Source organism: Roseomonas genomospecies 6 (genome assembly GCF_008365375.1).
In the GTDB taxonomy this organism is placed as follows: Bacteria; Pseudomonadota; Alphaproteobacteria; order Azospirillales; family Azospirillaceae; genus Azospirillum.
The window spans coordinates 163,901-180,626 of record NZ_QOKW01000005.1; the positions used below are offsets into that span (position 1 = coordinate 163,901).

The 16,726-nt window shown below is 68.7% G+C and carries 15 protein-coding genes; 9 read left to right on the forward strand and 6 right to left on the reverse strand.

The genetic code is table 11. The annotated features are described in order from the left end of the window. Window positions 1-15: 15 nt before the first annotated feature. Both DS843_RS08940 and DS843_RS08945 read right to left on the reverse strand, forming a co-directional pair. Window positions 16-3,327, reverse strand: coding sequence for an error-prone DNA polymerase (locus tag DS843_RS08940; protein ID WP_149468537.1), 3,312 nt, complete (start codon window positions 3,325-3,327; stop codon window positions 16-18). A gap of 10 nt (window positions 3,328-3,337) precedes the next feature. After that, a complete protein-coding gene (locus DS843_RS08945; protein ID WP_149468538.1) occupies window positions 3,338-4,996 on the reverse strand; it encodes a Y-family DNA polymerase in 1,659 nt (552 codons plus the stop codon). 169 nt (window positions 4,997-5,165) lie between these two features. Here DS843_RS08945 and DS843_RS08950 point away from each other — a divergent pair, with 169 nt between their 5' ends. The 3 genes from DS843_RS08950 (at window position 5,166) to DS843_RS08960 (ending at window position 7,608) form a co-directional block, all read left to right on the forward strand. Beyond that, window positions 5,166-5,705 (forward strand): hypothetical protein, encoded by a 540-nt coding sequence (locus DS843_RS08950; protein WP_149468539.1) that lies wholly within the window; start codon window positions 5,166-5,168, stop codon window positions 5,703-5,705. Between the two features lie 90 nt (window positions 5,706-5,795). Continuing rightward, window positions 5,796-6,374 (forward strand): HupE/UreJ family protein, encoded by a 579-nt coding sequence (locus DS843_RS08955; RefSeq protein ID WP_149468540.1) that lies wholly within the window; start codon window positions 5,796-5,798, stop codon window positions 6,372-6,374. A 118-nt stretch (window positions 6,375-6,492) separates the two neighbouring features. Further along, complete coding sequence (locus DS843_RS08960; RefSeq protein WP_149468541.1) at window positions 6,493-7,608, forward strand: TAXI family TRAP transporter solute-binding subunit; 1,116 nt, start codon at window positions 6,493-6,495, stop codon at window positions 7,606-7,608. A gap of 7 nt (window positions 7,609-7,615) precedes the next feature. On the opposite strand, the gene DS843_RS08965 is transcribed toward DS843_RS08960, so the two are convergent. Beyond that, the gene (locus DS843_RS08965) at window positions 7,616-8,275 is read right to left on the reverse strand and encodes a glutathione S-transferase family protein (RefSeq protein WP_149468542.1); all 660 of its coding nucleotides are present in this window, start codon (window positions 8,273-8,275) and stop codon (window positions 7,616-7,618) included. A 161-nt stretch (window positions 8,276-8,436) separates the two neighbouring features. Between DS843_RS08965 and DS843_RS08970 the strand changes: the two genes are divergently transcribed. The 4 genes from DS843_RS08970 (at window position 8,437) to DS843_RS08985 (ending at window position 12,124) form a co-directional block, all read left to right on the forward strand. Continuing rightward, a complete protein-coding gene (locus DS843_RS08970; RefSeq protein ID WP_149468543.1) occupies window positions 8,437-9,840 on the forward strand; it encodes a leucyl aminopeptidase family protein in 1,404 nt (467 codons plus the stop codon). A gap of 160 nt (window positions 9,841-10,000) precedes the next feature. Continuing rightward, window positions 10,001-11,023: a flagellar motor switch protein FliG gene (gene fliG, locus DS843_RS08975; RefSeq protein WP_014239388.1), complete on the forward strand. Its 1,023-nt coding sequence runs from the start codon at window positions 10,001-10,003 to the stop codon at window positions 11,021-11,023. A 253-nt stretch (window positions 11,024-11,276) separates the two neighbouring features. Beyond that, entirely contained in the window at window positions 11,277-11,555 is a 279-nt protein-coding gene (locus DS843_RS08980) for a DUF2442 domain-containing protein (protein ID WP_149468544.1), read from the forward strand. Window positions 11,556-11,674: 119 nt separating this feature from the next. Then, on the forward strand, window positions 11,675-12,124 hold the full coding sequence (locus DS843_RS08985) for a MarR family transcriptional regulator (RefSeq protein ID WP_149468545.1): 450 nt from the start codon (window positions 11,675-11,677) through the stop codon (window positions 12,122-12,124). Here DS843_RS08985 and DS843_RS08990 read toward each other — a convergent pair. The 3 genes from DS843_RS08990 to DS843_RS09000 form a co-directional block, all read right to left on the reverse strand. Further along, a complete protein-coding gene (locus tag DS843_RS08990; protein ID WP_149468546.1) occupies window positions 12,121-13,047 on the reverse strand; it encodes a 2-hydroxyacid dehydrogenase in 927 nt (308 codons plus the stop codon). The genes DS843_RS08985 and DS843_RS08990 overlap by 4 nt on opposite strands. 241 nt (window positions 13,048-13,288) lie before the next feature. Then, window positions 13,289-13,627 (reverse strand): DUF3768 domain-containing protein, encoded by a 339-nt coding sequence (locus DS843_RS08995; protein WP_149468547.1) that lies wholly within the window; start codon window positions 13,625-13,627, stop codon window positions 13,289-13,291. Continuing rightward, window positions 13,624-14,223 carry a hypothetical protein gene (locus tag DS843_RS09000; RefSeq protein WP_149468548.1) on the reverse strand — a complete coding sequence of 200 codons (600 nt, stop codon included), beginning with the start codon at window positions 14,221-14,223 and terminating at the stop codon, window positions 13,624-13,626. Before DS843_RS09000 ends, DS843_RS08995 begins: the two co-directional genes overlap by 4 nt. 267 nt (window positions 14,224-14,490) lie before the next feature. Between DS843_RS09000 and DS843_RS09005 the strand changes: the two genes are divergently transcribed. Beyond that, window positions 14,491-15,636 carry a tyrosine-type recombinase/integrase gene (locus DS843_RS09005; protein ID WP_149468549.1) on the forward strand — a complete coding sequence of 382 codons (1,146 nt, stop codon included), beginning with the start codon at window positions 14,491-14,493 and terminating at the stop codon, window positions 15,634-15,636. A gap of 385 nt (window positions 15,637-16,021) precedes the next feature. Beyond that, window positions 16,022-16,705 carry a hypothetical protein gene (locus DS843_RS09010; RefSeq protein ID WP_149468550.1) on the forward strand — a complete coding sequence of 228 codons (684 nt, stop codon included), beginning with the start codon at window positions 16,022-16,024 and terminating at the stop codon, window positions 16,703-16,705. Window positions 16,706-16,726 lie beyond the last annotated feature (21 nt).

The following is a 16,726-nucleotide window of genomic DNA, read 5'->3' on the forward strand; positions in this document are numbered from 1 at the left end:
TCGGGCCCCCATCCCTCACCGGAAATTCCGGCCCTCCGGGAAGACCGCGGCGGCGGAGGCGGCGGTGGAGGGGCCGGTGGAGGCGTCGGGGTCGGTCAGGTCGCGCAGGCGGTGCGTCAGGTCGGTCAGCCGCTCCACGCGCAGGTGGATGACCTCGCCGCCTTCGGGGTTCGGCTTGCCGGTGCGCTCCACCCGCCCGGTGGCGGCGATCAGGCGGGCGCCGAGGATCGCCTTGCGGAATGTCTCGAACATGTCCGGCATGATGACGAGGTTGGCGATGCCGGTCTCGTCCTCCAGCGTGATGAAGACCACGCCCTCGGCGCTGCCGGGCCGCTGACGCACCAGCGCCAGCCCCGCCACGGTCAGCCGCGTGCCGGCCCGCACCGAGCCCAGCCGCTCCGCCGGGACCACCCCGGCAAAGCCGTCCCGCAGCAGGGCCATGGGATGCGCCTTCAGCGACAGGCACAGGCTGCCGTAATCCATCACCACATGCTCGCCCAGGGCCATCGTGGGCAGGAGCGTTTCCGGCTCCCGCTGGGCGGAGTCGGCGAGACCGGCGAACAGCGGCAGCGGCTGTGCCCCCAGCGCCTTCACCGCCCACAGCGCGGCCCGCCGGTCCAGCCCGACGGAGCGGAAGGCGTCGGCCCTGGCCAGCCGCTCCAGCCCCGCGACGGGCATCCGCGCGCGGCGCCACAGGTCGTAGGGATCGCGGTAGCCCGCTCCGCGGCACAGCACGAGCCGCCGGGCGTCCTCCTCGTCCATCCCCCGGACGAGCCGCAGGCCGAGCCGCAGGGCGTGGCGGATGTTCCCGATGCTCCCTCTCCCCCCCGGGGAGAGGGTTGGGGTGAGGGGGCTTCGCGGCTCTGGAACGTCCGGCACAAGGGCATCCCCCTCACCCTCCCCTCTCCCCGGGGGGGAGAGGGTATGCGTCCCCGTTTTGGAAAGGGGTTCCAGCGTGCAATCCCAATCCGACCGGTTCACGTCCGGGGGCAGCACGGTCACCCCGTGCTCGCGGGCGTCGCGGACGATCTGGGCGGGGGCGTAGAAGCCCATGGGCTGGCTGTTCAGAAGCGCCGCGGCGAAGACGTCCGGATGATGGCACTTCATCCAGGCCGACACATAAGCCAGCAGGGCGAAGCTCGCCGCGTGGCTTTCCGGGAAGCCGTACTCCCCGAAACCCTCGATCTGCTGGAAGCAGCGCTCGGCGAAGGCGCGGTCGTAGTTCCGCTCGACCATCCCTTCGATGAAACGGTCGCGGAAGGTGTGGACCAGCCCGGTCTTGCGGAAGGTCGCCATGGCGCGGCGCAGCCGGTCGGCGTCCTCCGGGCTGAAGCCCGCGCCGACGATGGCGATCTTCATCGCCTGCTCCTGGAACAGCGGCACGCCCAGCGTCTTCTTCAGAACCCTTTCGAGTTCGGGAGACGGGTAGGTGACCCGCTCCTCGCCGGTGCGGCGGCGCAGGTAGGGGTGGACCATGTCGCCCTGGATCGGGCCGGGGCGCACGATGGCGACCTCGATCACCAGATCGTAGAAGGTCTTGGGCCGCAGGCGGGGCAGCATGGACATCTGCGCCCGGCTTTCCACCTGGAAGACGCCCAGACTGTCGGCCCGGCACAGCATGTCGTAGGTCGCCGGGTCCTCTTGCGGCACCGCCGCCAGCGTCAGGGAGCGCCCGTAATGCCGCTCCAGCAGATCGAAGCCGCGGTGCAGGCAGGTCAGCATCCCCAGCGCCAGCACGTCCACCTTCAGGATGCCCAGCGCGTCGATGTCGTCCTTGTCCCACTCGATGGTCGTGCGGCCTTCCATCGCGGCGTTGGCGACGGGGCACAGGTCGCTCAAAGGGCCGCGCGTGATGACGAAGCCGCCGACATGCTGCGACAGGTGGCGGGGAAAGCCGATCAGCTCCTGCGCCAGTTCCAGCGTCCGGCGGAGCCGCGGGTCGTCGGGGTCGAAGCCGTATTGCCGGGCGCGCTCCTCGTCCACGCCGTGGCGGCTCCAGCCCCAGACGGAGCCGGACAGCCGCGCCACCAGATCGGCGGACAGGCCCATGGCCTTGCCGACCTCGCGGATGGCGCCGCGCGCGCGGTAGCGGATGACGGTGGCGGTTAGCCCGGCCCGCTCGCGCCCGTATTTCCCGTAGATGTACTGGATGACCTCCTCGCGCCGCTCATGCTCGAAATCCACGTCGATGTCCGGCGGCTCGTTGCGGGCGGCGGAGATGAAGCGTTCGAACAGCAGGTCGAAACGCGCCGGGTCGATCTCCGTGATGCCCAGGCAGTAGCAGACCGCCGAATTGGCCGCCGACCCCCGCCCCTGGCACAGGATGCCCCGCGAGCGGGCGTGGCGCACGATGTCGTGGACCGTCAGGAAATAGGGCGCGTAGCCCAACTGCCCGATCAGCGACAGCTCGTGGTGCAGGGCCTTCGTCACCGTCTCCGGCACGCCGTCCGGATAGCGGCGGGCGGCGCCGGTCCAGGTCAGGCCGGTCAGCGTCTCCTGCGGGCTGCGCCCGTCCTCCGCCACCTCGTCCGGATACTCGTAGCGCAGCTCCTCCAGAGAGAAGCGGCAGGCGCCGGCGATCTCCACCGTGCGGGCGACGGCCTCGGGGTGGCGGCGGAACAGGCGGGCCATCTCAACCCCGGCCTTCAGGTGCCGCTCCGCGTTGGCGGACAGGCGCCAGCCGGCCCCCTCGCCACCGGTGCCGTCGATGGTGGTGCCGGTGCGGATGCAGGTCATCACGTCGGCCAGCGGGCGGCGGGCGGGCGAGTGGTAGAGCACGTCGTTGGTCGCCACCAGCGGCACGCGCTCCGCCTCCGCCAGCCCGGCCAGCCAGGACAGCCGCCGCTGGTCGTCCCCGCGGTAGCGGTGGCTGGCGGCGAGGTGCAGGCGCTTCCCCAGATCGTTGCGCCAGCCGCGCAGCGCATGGGCGAAGGCGGGGTCACGCCGGTCCGGCGGCACCAGCAGGAACAGCATCCCCTCCGCGTGGTCCAGCACGTCCGCGCGCGCGATGAAGCAGGCCCCCTTGGGCGCCCGCCGCTTGCCCAGCGTCAGCAGCCGCGACAGCCGCGCGTAGGCCGCCCGGTCGGTGGGGTAGGCGAGCAGGCTGTCCGCGTCGGTCAGGTCCAGCCGGCAGCCGACGATCAGGCGCAGGCCATGCTTGCGGGCGGCGGCGTGCGCCTGCACCACCCCGGCCAGCGAGTTTCGGTCGGTCACCGCGATGGCGGCGTGGCCGAGCGCCGCGGCGGTCAGGGCCAGCTCGTCCGGGTGGGACGCGCCCTCCAGGAAGGTGAAGCTGGTGGAGACCTGGAGTTCGGCGTAGGGGGTCATGGCGGCCCCGTTATCCGAAGAAGCCGTGCAGGAACCACAGCGCCTTCACGCCGGGCCGGTACAATCCCTGGCGGAAGACCCAAAAGCGGCGGCCCGCCTCGTCCTCGACGCGGTAATAATCACGGGGCTTTCCGTCGCGCCGCCACCATTCGGCCTCGATCCGCTCCGGCCCGTCGGCGAGGCGGATGCGATGCTGGACGCCGCGCCAGCGGAACATCACCGGCGGGTCGTCAGGAACCGGAGCCATCGCCTCGATGGGCTCCGGCGGGGCGAGCAGCCGCACCGGGCGGGGACGGTCGGCGGGCCACAGGGAACCGCCAAGGAAACCGCCAAGTGCATCGGCGAAGGCCGGGGCGGGGGCCACGCTGCGCTCCGGCAGCCAGCTTTGCCGCGGGACCAGCCGCAGCACCGCCCGCTCTCCCAGCCGGTTGCCCAGCCGGTCCACCAGCTCGCCCAGCTCCGGCTGCCCGTCCGCCCCTCCACCCGCCCCTCCAACCGATGCGCCGTCCAGCGCGGCTTGCGCGGCGGAGAGCGGCCCGGCCTCGGTGGCCGACAGCACCATCAGTTCCAAACCGGGGCCGGGCTCCACCCGGTCGAGCGTCTGGGCGAACAGCCGCATCAGCGCGTCCGGGCGGCGCACCGGGCGGCTGGTGCCGATGGCCAGCGTCTGAGGGGCGTCCTCCAGCCGGCGGTCCACCCGGTGCAGGTCCAGCAGCAGGCGGCGGGCACCCTCGCCGCTCCGCTCCAGCCCGGCGCAGAGGAGGGTCAGCAGGCGGCGCAGCGCCTCGGCGATGGCTTCGGCGGTGGTAACCGGCTCGGGCAGGGCGAAGCGGACGCTGTGCGGCGGCACCGGCAGGCGGGGAGACAGCGGTTCGTCCAGCCGCCCGTAGGCCTGATCGAGCCGCCGCAGCAGCTCCGGCCCGAAGCGGGCGGCCAGCGTGGCGCGGGGGATGGCGTGCAGGTCCCCGATCCGCCGCAAACCCATCGCGACCAGCCCGTCCACGGTGGCGGCGGGCAGGCGCAACGCGGCGACGGGGAGGGGGGAGAGGGCCAGAGAGGGGAAACCCTTGCCCCCACCCCAGCCCTCCCCCGCTGCGCAGGGGAGGGAGCTTTCTGTCCCTCCCCTGCGCAGCGGGGGAGGGAGGGACCCGCGAAGCGGGAGGGTGGGGGTGTTCGCACCAAACCGCGCCAGCGCCCAGGCCGCCGCGGGGGTGTCGGCCACCGCGACCCGCGACTCGAAGCCCGCCGCGCCCAGACGGGCGGTCAGGTCGGCGGCCATGGCCTTCTCCCCGCCGAACAGATGGGCGCAGCCGGTGATGTCCAGAGCCACGCCGTCGGGGCCGTCCGGGGTGGTCCAGGGGGTGTAGCGCGTGCACCAGCCGGCGATCCGCTCCAGCAGGCGGGCATCCGACTCGGGGGCCGCGTCGAAGACGGCCAGACCGGGCTCGATGGCGCGGGCGTCGGCCAGACTCATGCCGGGCCGCACCCCGGCCTCCTCCGCGGCGCGGTTGACGGCGGCCACGCCCAGCCGCCCGCGCTCCGCCAGGATGGCGGCCAGGGGATGGCCGCGCCGCTCCGGATGGCGCCGGCCGTGGGCGTCGGTGGGCAGGCGCGGCAGCCACAGGGACAGGATGCGCCGCGCCGTCCGTTCCGCCGTCCGTTCCGCCATGCCCACCCTCCCTTCACCGTTCGCTTCGCAAGCCGCTTTTATTCGAACAAAACAAGAACATTCTAGCGGCAAAAGCCAGCGGGCGGGAGTCCCCTTATGGCCTCACCAAGAAGAGGGAACTGGGGAAGAGGGCCTTGTCCCGCCCCCGTGGGGCACGACATTGGTTGGTATGACACCGATCCGCCCAACCGCACGCCCCATTGCCGCGCTGTTGCCCGTCGCCGCCACGTTTGCCGCGCTCGCGCTGGGGGCCTGCGCGGCGGAGGTGCGCGACGACATGCCGGGGCGTGCCCAGGCGGCACCGCCGGTGGCCGCGCAAGGCGGCGGGTTGAAGACCCTGCGGCAGATCCAGGCGGAGGAGAACGCCCGCCAAGCCCCCGCGCAGCAGCCTCCGCCCGCCCCGCCGCAGAAACTCTCCGACGCGTCGCAGGCGCCCGGCCAGCCGCCGCCCAACCAGCCGCCGATCCGCCGCCGCGGCAGCTCGTCTCCGCCGCCCCCGCCCATCGACCAGCCGGCCACGCCGTCCCTGCCGCCTCCCGGCTCCACCGAGGCGCTGACCAACCGCGCCAAGCGCGACCTGATGAGCCCGGAGGTCGACCGGATGCGCACCGACGACGCGCTGGGCCGGCTCGACCCCCTGCAGCAGCGCGAGCTGTTCCGCAAGCAGCAGGATCTCCGCCAGTACGGCCCCGGCCCCCTGGGTTATTAGTTCCACGGCCTTGGTCACTTGACCCCACTCCGCTCAACCGCCATACCGGCCCGGTGCCGCGCAAAAGGGACGGCGGGAAAGGGGTAGGGCATGGTGGCGATCCGGTCGGTTCTTCTGGCGCTCCTTTTGGCCGGCGTTTGGCTGACCAGCGCCGGTGCCGCGCCCGCGCTGGCGCGGATGACGGTGACCGGGCCGTTCGGCACCGGCCTGACCGAACCCGTGTGGGTGCTGCAGCACCTGTTGGGCTTCCTCGCCATCGGGCTGTGGAGCGGACAGAACGGCGCCGCCGCCGTCTGGCAGCTTCCGGTGGCGGCGCTGACGGCGGTGCTGTCCGCCGGATTGGCCGCGCAGATCGGTATAAAGCTGCCCTACGCCGCGGAGGGGCTGTCGGCGTCGCTGATCCTGATGGGGGGGCTGGTCGCTCTGGGGCTGCGGGCGCCGCTGGCTCTGGGGGTGCTGACGGTCGCCGCGGCGGGGGCCTTCCACGGCTATGTGCATATGGGCGGACCGCTGTTCTGGGCGGGGCTGTCGTCCGGCGTGCTTCTGGTCATCCTCGCCGGGCTGGGCCTGTCGGCGGCGCTGGGGCAGGCGGCGTCGGGCCGCGTGGTGCAAATGTGTGGCGGCGCGGTAGCACTTGCCGGGGTTCTTGATCTCGCGGGCGTCTTTTAGGCCCCTCATGCCTTGAAAATGACCGAGTGCGGGTATTCTTGTAAGGGCGTGTCCAACATGGGCCGCCCATGATCCATACCGCCGGGGCGGCTGGCCAGACGAAAAGGTGGACCCGCCGGTGCCGCGCGCAGCAGCCAACCCCCGCCTTTCCCCCGATGGCCACGCTGATGGCCAGGACGGCCACCCCTTCGGCCGCCGCCATCTTCTGGCCGGTGCCGCGGGGGCCGCTCTGCTGGGGCTTCTGCCGCGGGGGGCGTGGGCGCAGGACATCCGCTATTTCCGGATCGGCACGGGCACCACGTCGGGAACCTATTTTCCGATCGGCGGGCTGATCGCCAACGCCATCTCCAACCCGCCCGGCTCCCGTCCCTGCGACCGCGGGGGAAGCTGCGGCGTGCCGGGGCTGATCGCGGTGGCGCAGGCCACGCTCGGCTCGGTGGAGAACATCGAACTGCTGCGCTCCGGCGCGGTGGAGGCCGGATTGTCCCAGGCCGACATCGCCTATTGGGCCTACACCGGCTCCGGCATCTTCCAGGGCAAGGCGCCCTTCGAGGGGTTGCGCTCCATCGGCATGCTCTACGCGGAGGCGGTCCAGCTCGTCGTGCGCGCCGACAGCGACCTGCACGGCGTGGCCGACCTGAAGGGCAAGGCCGTCTCGCTGGGTGAGGAGGGGTCCGGCGTGCTGGTGGAGGCGCGGATGATCCTCGACGCCTTCGGCGTGAAGGAGGCGGAGCTGCGCCCTCCCGCCTATCTGAAGCCCGGCACCGCGGCGGACCGTCTGGCCAAGAAGGAGTTGGACGCCTTCTTCATGGTCGGCGGCTTTCCGGTCGCGGCGGTCGCCGACGTGGCGAACCGCGAACCGATCCGCCTGATCCCTCTGGACGGCGAGACCGCCGACCGGCTGCGCGCCAGCCAGCGCTTCTACATGGTCCAGACCATTCCCGCCGACACCTACCCCGGCGTTCCGGAAATCCGCACGCTGGGGGTGGGTGCGGAACTGCTGGTCCGCGCCGACCGCGACCCCGGCCTGATCCATGGGATCACCAGGGCGCTGTGGCACGAGAACACCCGCCGCCTGCTGATCGAGGGCCACCCCAAGGGGCGCAGCTTCGACGCCACGAAGGCGGTCGCCAACGTCTCCGTCCCGCTGCATCCGGGGGCCGAGCGCTACTACCGCGAGGTCGGGCTGATCGGCAACGCCGCCAACGAGCCGACGGGCGGGGCGTCGCCCTGATCTCTCCTCAGAGGCTCCGTTCGTCGGCGTAGATGTCCCACGGCTCGGCCTTGGCGGCCTCCACCCACTCCGTCATGGCCGGCAGGTCCATCACCGCCCGCGCGTAGTCGCCGCACAGCCCGTCCATCTCCACCCCGTAGGTGAGGAACCGCGTCACCACCGGCGCGTACATGGCGTCGGCGATGGAGAAGTCTCCGAACAGGTAGGGGCCGCCCGCCCCGAAGCGGGCGCGCGTGTCGCGCCACAGGTCGAAGACGCGGGCGATGTCGGCCCCGCTCTCCGCGTTGCGGCCGACGCCGGGGCGGAAGGCCTTCAGGTCCATGGACATGTGGGTGCGCAGGGCGACGAAGCCCGAATGCATCTCCGCGGAGACCGACCGCGCCACGGCGCGGGCGTGGGCGTCCGCGGGCCAGAGGGCGGCGTCGGGGAAGGTCTCCGCCAGATACTCGCAGATCGCCAGCGAATCCCAGATCACCCGGTCGCCGTGCCGCAGGCAGGGCACGCGGCCCGACGGCGAGTGCTCCGCGATGCGCGCCGCGGTGTCGGGCTGGCGCAGCGGGATCACGATCTCCCGGAACGGCCGGCCGGTCCGCTTCAGCGCTAGCCAGGGCCGCAGTGACCAGGAAGAGAAGGCTTTGTTGCCGATGACCAGCGTCAGGTCGTCCATGGGTGCGTCTCGGTTGCGATGGGAGGGGGTGGCGAAGGAGAGGTGCGGAGCATGCCTGCCCCACGCCCATCCGGCAAGCCGCCCCGCAATCCCCCTTTTCAGGAGCGCCCCGCCGCGCCATGCTTTTGGTACCCGTTCCGTTTTGACGAAGGACGCCCGTCTTGCTCGCCACCCTGCTCGCCACGGCCGGCCCCGGCACCGTGACCATCACCCCGCTGACCAAGGCCGGCCTCGCCACATGGCTGGAGGGCCAGCCGCCCGCCACCGCGGCCTGGGTCAAGGCCGTGAACTTCACGGCGGAGGCCGGTTCTATCGCCTTCTTGCCGGGCGCTTTCCTTCCGGGGGAGGGCGGGGCGGTCGCCCGCGTGCTGGCCGGCGTGTCGGCGTTGGACGACCTGTGGGGCCTCGCCGGGCTGCCCGCCGGCCTGCCGCCGGGCAGCTACCGGCTGGACGAGGCGGTGGACGCCGCGCTCGACCGCCGCGCCGCCACCCGTCTGGCGCTGGGCTGGGCGCTCGGCAGCTACCGCTTCGGACGCTACAAGGCGTCGGAGAAGTCCTTCGCCAACCTCGTCTGGCCGAAGCACGCCGACCAGGGCGAGGTGCAGCGCACCGCCACCGCGACGTATCTGCTGCGCGACCTCGTGAACACACCGGCCAACGATCTCGGCCCGGCGGAGCTGGCCGCCGCCGCCGCCGCGCTGGCCTCGGAGTTCGAGGCGGGGCTGGACGTCATCGTCGGCGACGGGCTGCTCGACCGCGACTATCCGGCCATCCACGCGGTGGGCCGCGCCAGCCCGCGGGCGCCGCGGCTGATCGACCTGCGCTGGGGCAACCCGACGCACCCGAAGGTGACCATCGTCGGCAAGGGCGTCTGCTTCGACAGCGGCGGCCTGGACATCAAGCCGTCGTCGGGCATGCTGCTGATGAAGAAGGACATGGGCGGCGCGGCGCACGCGCTGGCGCTGGGCCGCATGGTGATGATGGCGGGGCTGCCGGTGCGGCTGCGCGTTCTGATTCCGGCGGTGGAGAACGTCATCTCCGGCAACGCCTTCAAGCCGATGGACGTGCTGAAGACGCGCAAGGGCCTGACCGTGGAGGTCGGCAACACCGACGCCGAGGGCCGCCTGATCCTGTGCGACGCCCTGGCCGAGGCGGATTCGGAGAAGCCCGCCCTGCTGATCGACTTCGCCACCCTGACCGGGGCCGCCCGCGTCGCCCTGGGGCCGGACCTGCCGGCTCTGTTCGCCAACGACGACGCGCTCGCAAACGACCTGCTGGCCGCCGGGGAGGAGCAGAGCGACCCGCTGTGGCGCCTGCCGCTGTGGGCGCCCTACCGCAAGGGGCTGGACAGCAAGGTGGCCGACCTCAACAACGTGACCAGCAACGGCATGGCCGGGGCGATCACCGCGGGGCTGTTCCTTCAGGAGTTCGTGTCGAAGGACACGCCCTGGGCGCATCTGGACACCTTCGCCTGGAACAGCGCCGCCCGCCCGGGCCGTCCGGAAGGCGGAGAGGCGTTGGGCCTGCGCGCCGCCTACGCTGTGATCGCCAAGCGGTTCGGATGACCGGCCGGTTCCGGCGATAAGCCGGTCCGACATCCGGCATATGGTTAAAATTGTCACTCCCGCGCGCGTCGCGGGGGTGGCGTGGCGATTCGGAAAGGACTAAAACCTTCGGGTAGGACCGGTGGACTCGGGTGCCGGCCGGGTTTTTGGAGGCGGAGTCATGGCGCTGAAGGTTCGTGAGGATTATCGCACCCTCACCGGTCCGGAGAAGGCGGCCATTCTGATGCTGGCGCTGGGCGAGGAGCATTCGTCCAAGCTGTTCGCGATGATGGACGACGAGGAGATCAAGGAGCTGTCGCAGGTCATGGCGAACCTGGGCACGGTCTCCGCCAATCTGATCGAGCGCCTGTTCGTCGAGTTCGCGGAACAGATGTCGGCCACCGGCTCGCTGGTCGGCTCCTTCGACTCCACCGAACGCCTGCTGCTGAAGACGCTGCCGAAGGACAAGGTCGACTCCATCATGGAGGAGATCCGCGGTCCCGCCGGCCGCACGATGTGGGACAAGCTGGCCAACGTCAACGAGTCGGTCCTGTCCAACTATCTGAAGAACGAGTACCCGCAGACCGTGGCGGTGGTTCTGTCCAAGATCCGCCCGGAACATGCGGGCCGCGTGCTGACCCAGTTGCCGGAAAGCTTCGCGATGGAGGTCATCATGCGCATGCTGCGCATGGAGGCCGTGCAGAAGGAGGTTCTGGACGACGTGGAGCGCACGCTGCGCACCGAGTTCATGACCAACCTCGCCCGCACCAGCCGCCGCGACAGCCACGAGATGCTGGCGGAAATCTTCAACGGCCTGGACCGCACGACCGAACACCGCTTCATGGCCGCCCTGGAGGAACGCAACCGCGACAGCGCCGAGCGCATCAAGTCGCTGATGTTCACCTTCGAGGACCTGTCCAAGCTCGACCCCTCCGGCGTCCAGGCCCTGCTGCGCAGCGTGGACAAGCAGAAGCTCGCCACCGCCCTGAAGGGCGCGTCGGAAACGCTGAAGGACCTGTTCTTCTCCAACATGTCCGAACGCGCGGCAAAGATCCTGCGCGAGGACATGGCCGCCATGGGTCCCGTCCGCGTCCGCGAGGTGGACGAATCCCAGATGTACATGGTCCAACTCGCCAAGGATCTGGCGGCCCGCGGCGAAATCGTCATCTCCGAAGGCAGCGGCGAGAACGAGCTGATTTATTGAGCGGGTCTCTCCGCAGTGCCCCCACCCTCCCCATGCTGCCGCATGGGTCCCCTCCCTCCCCCGCTGCGCAGGGGAGGGCGTCCGGGCATGCAGAGTTCCCTCCCCTGCGAAGCTCTCGCGCAAACCAGAGGTTTGCGCTGACGCGGCAGGCGGACCCTTGGTCCGCCGAGAGCGGGGGAGGGTTAGGGAGGGGGCAAGCCGATGCTGGCGCTTTCATTGCGGAAGCATCGGGCGCGGTTCCTGGAGGAATGGCATGGCTTTTTCGGCACCCAAGGTTGATCTGCGCATCAAGTCCGTGTTGCTCGATGACGAGCGGCTGACGGTTGACCTGATGGATGGGCGGTCCATCGCCGTGCCGCTCGCTTGGTATCCCCGCTTGTTCGATGCCACGCCGGAGCAGCGCCGGAATTGGGAGATCGCCGGGGGCGGCTACGGCATCCACTGGCCCGATGTGGATGAGGACCTCAGCACCGAAGGGCTTCTGCGCGGGGCACCCGCTCCCCGAACATTGCACCTTTCCGCGACGAACTGACCGATCGATCCGGTTGCGAAACGCTTGCCTGTCCGGGCCGGGTTGAGGGACACTCGTTCGCCGCGCGCGCCTGGAACGGGGGTCTTCAGGGGCAAGAAGCGCGGCATGCGGGGGGAAACATGGCACGCAACCTGAAGGCGCTCGGCCTGTGGCGCACGGCCTTGATCGCCAGCGTCCGGCAGGATGGGCCGGACCTGTCGGCGCGGCAGATGGCGATTATGCTCCAGGTCTATCTGACCGATCCGCCCCACACCGTGCGCGGGCTGGCGGCGACGCTGAACATCTCGAAACCAGCGGTGACCCGCGCGCTCGACCGGCTGTCGCTGCTGGGCTTCATCAAGCGCAAGCGCGACGCGGAGGACAAGCGCAGCGTGCTCGTCCAGCGCACCGTGAAGGGCAGCGTCTTCCTGTCCGACTTCGCCGAACTCGTCGTCGCGGCGGGCGCCGTGGCGCCGGAGGACATGGCCGTCATCCGCGCCGAGGAGGAGGTGGCCGCCGCCGCCAAGGCGCGGCTGGAGGCGCAGATGAACGCCTCCAACAGCCTAACGGTCCCGAGCGAAGCGGCCTAATAACCCTGGCTGCGGTCCACGAGGTTCGGCAGCGGGCGTCCCTCGCGGAACGCGGTGATCGCGTCGGCCACCACCGCGGCGGAGCGCGAGGGGTGGGTGATGGCGGCGACATGCGGCGTCACATGGACTTTCGGGTGGGTCCAGAAGGGATGGCCGGCGGGCAGCGGTTCCTCCACGAACACGTCCAGGCTGGCCCCGGCGACGTGCCCGCTGTCCAGCGCCTCCAGCAGATCGCCCTCCACCAGATGCCCGCCGCGCGCGGCGTTGACGACCACCGCCCCCTTGGGCAGGGCGGCGAACAGCTTGCGGTTCAGGATGCCGCGCGTCTCCGCGGTCAGCGGCAGCAGGCAGACCAGCAGGTCGCATTGCCCCAGCATCGCCGCCAGCCCATCGGGACCGGAGAAGCTCTCCACCCCCGGCAGCGTCTTCGGCGTCCGGCTCCAGCCCAGCACGCGGTAGTCCATGCTCAGCAGCGTCCGCGCCGACGCCATGCCCAGTTCGCCCAGGCCGAGGATGCCGACGCTCACCTCCGGCGCCGGCCTGTGGTCCAGCGGCTCCCACCGCCCGGCCTGCTGGAGCGCCTTGTACTCCTCTAGAAGCCGGTGCCAGCGCAGCACCTGGAGCGCCACATAGCCGGCCATGTCCACGGTCAACCCCTCCGACACCATGCGGACCAGCGGCACGTCGGGCAGGGTGGGGTCGAGCAGAAGCGATTCCACCCCGGCGCCCAGCGAGACGATCAGCTTCAGGTTCGGCAGGCTGGCGAGCAGACCGTGCGGCGGCTTCCACACCAGCGCCATTTCGATGTCCGCCGGGTCCCCCATCTCGGGCCACACCCGCACCTCCAGGCCGGGCAGGCGGGCGTCAAGCTCGCTCAGCCAGCGGTCGGAGCGGTCGGTGGTGGAGCAGAAAAGCAGCGTCACGGCGCAAACCCCTGTATTGTTGTTGACTCTGTTGTTGTCGTTCGTCGCTATCGTTCGTCGTCGAACCCTTCCGAGCCAACCGTGCCCCGTCTGATCCTGCTTAACAGTACATGGAAAAATCTGTTTAAAATCAACTTGTTAAAGCGTAATAAAATTGCGTGCAAAATCTGTGTTGCGAAGACGGTCAAGCTCAAGCTGGTCATGGATGAGGCGGGTCTAAGACCCGCCTCATCATCGCTCATCAATATTCGTCCGACAACATGATGGTGAGGACGCGCACCGCCGTTGGTGAGAGAGGGTCATCGGCACCGAACGTGAGCGTGCTGTCTGCGTAGGTGTCGATCTTCCACAGCACGGTTAGACCCGCGACCGATAACGCTGCGCAGTCGTGTTCCCCATAGGGATCGTTGTTGGCGTCGAAGCGGTCGAACACACGCACTGCCTGGACAACGGCTTCCCGTTTGTGATCGGGCAGAGCGGCCACGCCCCGGCTCATCATCACCCGACCGCCAGAAAACGTGCGGCGAAGGTTGTCGTTAAGGCGGGCAACCGTTTCCCGCTTCTCCGCGCCGCGCATCATGCGGTTTCCTTCGCGCGGTTGACCTTGATGGTGCGAAGGTGCTCGTCCAGCTCACCCGCCTCGACGGCCCGGATCAGCGTTTCAAAGGTCTTGCGCACGTTGGTGAGAACGTCCCCGCACGCGATGACGTGCTGGCCGTTCACGACAGGCAGCGGGCGGTTGCCATAGCGGATTTCCACGAAATAGTTGCCGCCCTTGGTGAACCAGTGCCGCCGCAGGCGCTTGTCCCGCTCGACCTCTACGCGCGTGGTGGTTCCGTCATCCTGCTTCTGGTCAACGAACACCTTGCGTATTTCACGGTAGGCAGAGCCGCTTGCGTTCGCATCGAAGATCGCGATCTGTTCCTTCAGCCCGCGCACCATGTTGTTGCGACGGGCGATCACCGGGTCCGTGTCCTCGTGCTTCTCAACGGTCACGAACTTCATGGTGCTGAGGATGCCGTTCTTGGTCATGGGAACCTCTCTCATGAGCTGGGAGGTGTAGGTCACCGTCCACTGGTCGCCCTTGCGTTCCACCTTGGCCTTCCCGGCTTTTTCCAGCTGGAGCAGTTCCGCGCGTTGGCTGGTGTGAAGAAGCTTGGCGTTGTACGTGCCCACCTGAACCTCCCGTGCGAGCCCACTGCTCGCGAGCGTTGCGGAATCGCCAGCAACACTCACGTTATAAGTTCAGACAGAGCTCGGCTCACGGCGAATTTGATATATTTTTCAAGAAGTTGGCTGGCGCTCATCAGAGTTGCCGGCTCGCAACATTGAACAGGATTCGAAATCCTGTGCTCTATCCTGCTGAGCTACGGGCGCGCCTTGTAGGGTCTGCACGAGAATGCCCCGACAGTGCCCGAGCTATGCGAGCGTGGAGCAACATCCATGCCCGCTGATGCGCGAGTCGTGCTCATGGACGGCCGCATCGAGCTGTACGTTCGCACAAACACTGAACAGCCTATATGGCAGGCGTTGCTCCGTTTTACGGATCATGAGCCTCTGCGTCGCAGCCTGAAGACCACCGATATCCACGTCGCGCGCCAGCGTGCTGTCGATCTCTGGCACGAGTTGGCTTCTCGGCTGCGGCGTGGGCTTTCGACCGAAGCCCACACCTTCGGCGAAGCTTGCGCCGGTCTCATGGAGGAGGTGACGGGGTGGCGAGTCGCCGACTACCGGCAGACCATCGACCGTTACCTCCTGCCGTACATGGGGGAGCGCCGCGTCGATGAGATCGGCAACGCCGATATCCAGGATTGGATCGCTTGGCGCCGCCGCTATTGGACCGAAGGGCCGGGTCGCGACATCACCCACATCTCCTGCATGCGTGAAGGACGATGGGTGCGGCGGGGGATCAGCCGCCGGATCAAGACCATCAGCCCAAGCCGTCTCGCCAGCGAGCTGTCGATCATCGCCGCCGTGTTCAAGTGGGCGCAGTTGCGGGGCTGGGTGGCCGAGCCGCCGATGATCGTCAGGCCCAAGGTCAAGCAGCGGCGTAGACCGCACTTCACCATGAAGGAGCTGATGACGCTGCGTCGGGCGACTCGGAAACGCTATCTCGACACCACCCATGGGCACCTGCGCTGGGAGAGGCGGGTTTTCCACCACTGGTTCGCCATCATGTATCTCACCGGCATGAGGCCGGTTGAAGCCGCCAATCTGCGCTGGACCGATGTCGAGTGGGGACGGTGCCTGTGGGTGCGGGGCAAGGGCAAGCGCCGCGAACTCATTCCTCTTCGTGCCGCATGGCGGCACCTTCGCCTGCTGCGGGAAATCGTTGAGGGCGGGAAGGTGTTCCCCAGCAGCCTCAAGCACCAGATGGTGAATTTCCTCGCGGAGGTCGGGCTTCGCCATGATCCATACGGCGACCCCAGAACCGCCTACAGTCTGCGCCACACCTACGCGACGAACATGCTGGCCGTGCGGCACGTGCCCATCCACACGTTGGCGATCAACATGGGCACGTCGGTGGAGATGATCGAGCGGCACTATAGCCACCTCACCGCCCATCAGGCGCGGTCGGTCCTCGAATAACCCAGCATAGAACTCCTTGATGGACGCGGGTCCAAGTGCCCGCACCATTACCGAAAAATGGGCTCCTGGCGCGCGTAGGAAGCGCCAAGGCTGTGTTCCGGCGCCGGCAACTACCAGGGCAGCGTAACGCATTCCATCGCGCCATGACGTGTCCGCCCGCGAACCTCCGTATTACGGATGGTCGGGTGGCCGAGGCTGCCGACGCCCCGGTCAGGTTTCCGCCTATCCTCAAGTACCACAGGATAGAACCCTTGCCGGCCGCATCATTGGCCGCCAGAGTGGGAACGTCGTGTGAACTCGATGTTTCTGATGTTGAGGCTGTCTGAGGTCGATGCCGCCGAAAAAACGGACAAAGCGGAGGTGGAAGAACCTTGCGGAAGCCAATGTGCTCTTCGCCTATCGACGTGCGCGAAGGGCACGCTGGGTCTTTCACTACCTCACGCCTAGAGAGCGTGAGGATTTCTACCGTGATTTGGAACCTGAGTATCTCGAGCGGCGAGAGGATGTCTTGTCCTGGGAGCGAGAAGTATTGGAAAAACAAGGGCTTAAGCTGCTGGATAACGTCTTCTTACAGCAAAATCACAAAGAGCTTCTGTCTATCGCCGCGTACGCGACCAAGGAGAGAAAAAACATAATGTTGCGACGTGGGGGTGGTTCATTGAAATACAATGAGCTCTCGCCGTGGCTTGGCTGTGTCGAGACATCGAACCCACGTGCTGACCTCTACTTTGCCTACCGTCAGCTTCGCGCATTTCATTGCGCGGCAAAAGCGGCCCCCGCCTACTTCGACCGTCTCTGCTCAGGCCGAGACGTGCCGGCAAGCCGCAAACATGCGGTTCCAGCGACGCGGCTGGTCAAGCTGGTTCTGGGCGAACCCTGCTACCCAGAGACACCCGGTCCGCCCGATCGGCTCGTGTGGGTCTGGGACGACCGGCTCGTCAACAAGGTCGCTTCGGTCCTCACGCTGGCGGACCAGGACGACGTGGCTCCCGCCGACATGCCGGCATGGATAAAAGCCCAAGGCGGGATACAAGCCTGCCTGAACCGTTTCCGGCAATCCGACACGTAGACCATCAGACTCCAGGGAGTG

What these genes read in the sequence shown, in the direction of transcription:
- fliG (WP_014239388.1), top strand. Translation starts at nt 10,001, where the DNA reads ATGGCGCTGAAGGTTCGTGAGGATTATCGCACCCTCACCGGTCCGGAG.
- DS843_RS08965 (WP_149468542.1), bottom strand. Translation starts at nt 8,275, where the DNA reads ATGGACGACCTGACGCTGGTCATCGGCAACAAAGCCTTCTCTTCCTGG.
- DS843_RS08940 (WP_149468537.1), bottom strand. Translation starts at nt 3,327, where the DNA reads ATGACCCCCTACGCCGAACTCCAGGTCTCCACCAGCTTCACCTTCCTG.
- DS843_RS08950 (WP_149468539.1), top strand. Translation starts at nt 5,166, where the DNA reads ATGACACCGATCCGCCCAACCGCACGCCCCATTGCCGCGCTGTTGCCC.
- DS843_RS08980 (WP_149468544.1), top strand. Translation starts at nt 11,277, where the DNA reads ATGGCTTTTTCGGCACCCAAGGTTGATCTGCGCATCAAGTCCGTGTTG.
- DS843_RS08955 (WP_149468540.1), top strand. Translation starts at nt 5,796, where the DNA reads ATGGTGGCGATCCGGTCGGTTCTTCTGGCGCTCCTTTTGGCCGGCGTT.
- DS843_RS08985 (WP_149468545.1), top strand. Translation starts at nt 11,675, where the DNA reads ATGGCACGCAACCTGAAGGCGCTCGGCCTGTGGCGCACGGCCTTGATC.
- DS843_RS08945 (WP_149468538.1), bottom strand. Translation starts at nt 4,996, where the DNA reads ATGGCGGAACGGACGGCGGAACGGACGGCGCGGCGCATCCTGTCCCTG.
- DS843_RS09005 (WP_149468549.1), top strand. Translation starts at nt 14,491, where the DNA reads ATGCCCGCTGATGCGCGAGTCGTGCTCATGGACGGCCGCATCGAGCTG.
- DS843_RS08995 (WP_149468547.1), bottom strand. Translation starts at nt 13,627, where the DNA reads ATGATGCGCGGCGCGGAGAAGCGGGAAACGGTTGCCCGCCTTAACGAC.